Here is a 1,390-nt window from a genome sequence, read left to right on the forward strand (position 1 = left end):
CTTAACCACTTATCCTTGCCAGCAACGTTAACTCGTAGGCTCATTATGCAAAAGGCACGCCGTCACCCCACGAAAGGGCTCCGACCGCTTGTAAGCGTATGGTTTCAGGATCTATTTCACTCCGTTATTCACGGTTCTTTTCACCTTTCCCTCACGGTACTGGTTCACTATCGGTCTCTCAGGAGTATTTAGCCTTAGCGGATGGTCCCGCCAAATTCAGACAGGATTTCTCGTGTCCCGCCCTACTCAGGATACCACTATCGTTATCTTCTTTTACTTATACAGGGCTATCACCTTCTCTGGCTCTACTTTCCAGTAGATTCTAATTCAATCCGCAACAAATCTCGTGGTCCTACAACCCCAATAATGCCGTAACATCATTGGTTTGGGCTAATCCGCGTTCGCTCGCCACTACTTACGGAATCACTTTTGTTTTCTTCTCCTCCGCCTACTTAGATGTTTCAGTTCAGCGGGTTTGCCCACCTATCGGTGTACTATGTCTTCAACATAGTGGGTTGCCCCATTCAGGTATCTACGGATCATATCGTGTGTGCCAATCCCCGTAGCTTTTCGCAGCTTATCACGCCTTTCATCGCCTCTGAGAGCCAAGGCATCCCCCATACGCCCTTATTTTGCTTATTGTACCAATCTTAAAATTAATTAAGACCGTTTCTTTTACTTGTCTAATGATAAACAAGTAAAAAATGCTTTCTACTTTTTATTATTTTCTTATCTCAATATGTCAATGAACTTTTTTCTAGTGGTTAGTCCTTAGTAATTAGTGATTAGCCTGTTGACTAATTACTTCTCACTGTTTACTATTCACTCGAATAGTGGAGAATAACGGAGTCGAACCGTTGACCTCCTGCGTGCAAGGCAGGCGCTCTAGCCAGCTGAGCTAATCCCCCAATCTATTTATGAATTGTGAATTATGAATTATGAATTTATACTTCATAACTCCTCAACTCTAGAATTTCTTCTTTTCTTTTAAGTGTAAATAGTTGTCTCGGACAGACTCGAACTGTCGACCCCTACATTATCAGTGTAGTACTCTAACCAGCTGAGCTACGAGACACTCTTATTCTTAAATGGTATTATTTGAACTAACAGCAAGAGTAATAAAATGTTGGTATTTGTTTCCAACTTGAACTTTCGTCTTCTTTCCCTAGCGTGTATTGCTACTAACACTAAGGCTCTAGAAAGGAGGTGTTCCAGCCGCACCTTCCGGTACGGCTACCTTGTTACGACTTAGCCCTAGTTACCAGTTTTACCCTAGGCAGCTCCTTGCGGTCACCGACTTCAGGCACCCCCAGCTTCCATGGCTTGACGGGCGGTGTGTACAAGGCCCGGGAACGTATTCACCGGATCATGGCTGATATCCGATTACTAG

The 1,390-nt window shown here is 43.9% G+C and carries 2 tRNA genes and 2 rRNA genes; all 4 read right to left on the reverse strand.

Annotated elements, in window-relative coordinates:
• A 23S ribosomal RNA gene (locus E0F89_RS17000) occupies positions 1–641 on the reverse strand; the annotation flags it as partial.
• Between the two features lie 193 nt (positions 642–834).
• Positions 835–908 (reverse strand) — tRNA-Ala (locus E0F89_RS17005).
• 93 nt (positions 909–1,001) lie between these two features.
• Positions 1,002–1,075, reverse strand: a tRNA-Ile gene (locus tag E0F89_RS17010).
• 124 nt (positions 1,076–1,199) lie between these two features.
• Positions 1,200–1,390: ribosomal RNA gene (locus E0F89_RS17015) — 16S ribosomal RNA — on the reverse strand; the annotation flags it as partial.

Source organism: Flavobacterium caseinilyticum, assembly GCF_004349085.1.
In the GTDB taxonomy this organism is placed as follows: Bacteria; Bacteroidota; Bacteroidia; order Flavobacteriales; family Flavobacteriaceae; genus Flavobacterium; species Flavobacterium caseinilyticum.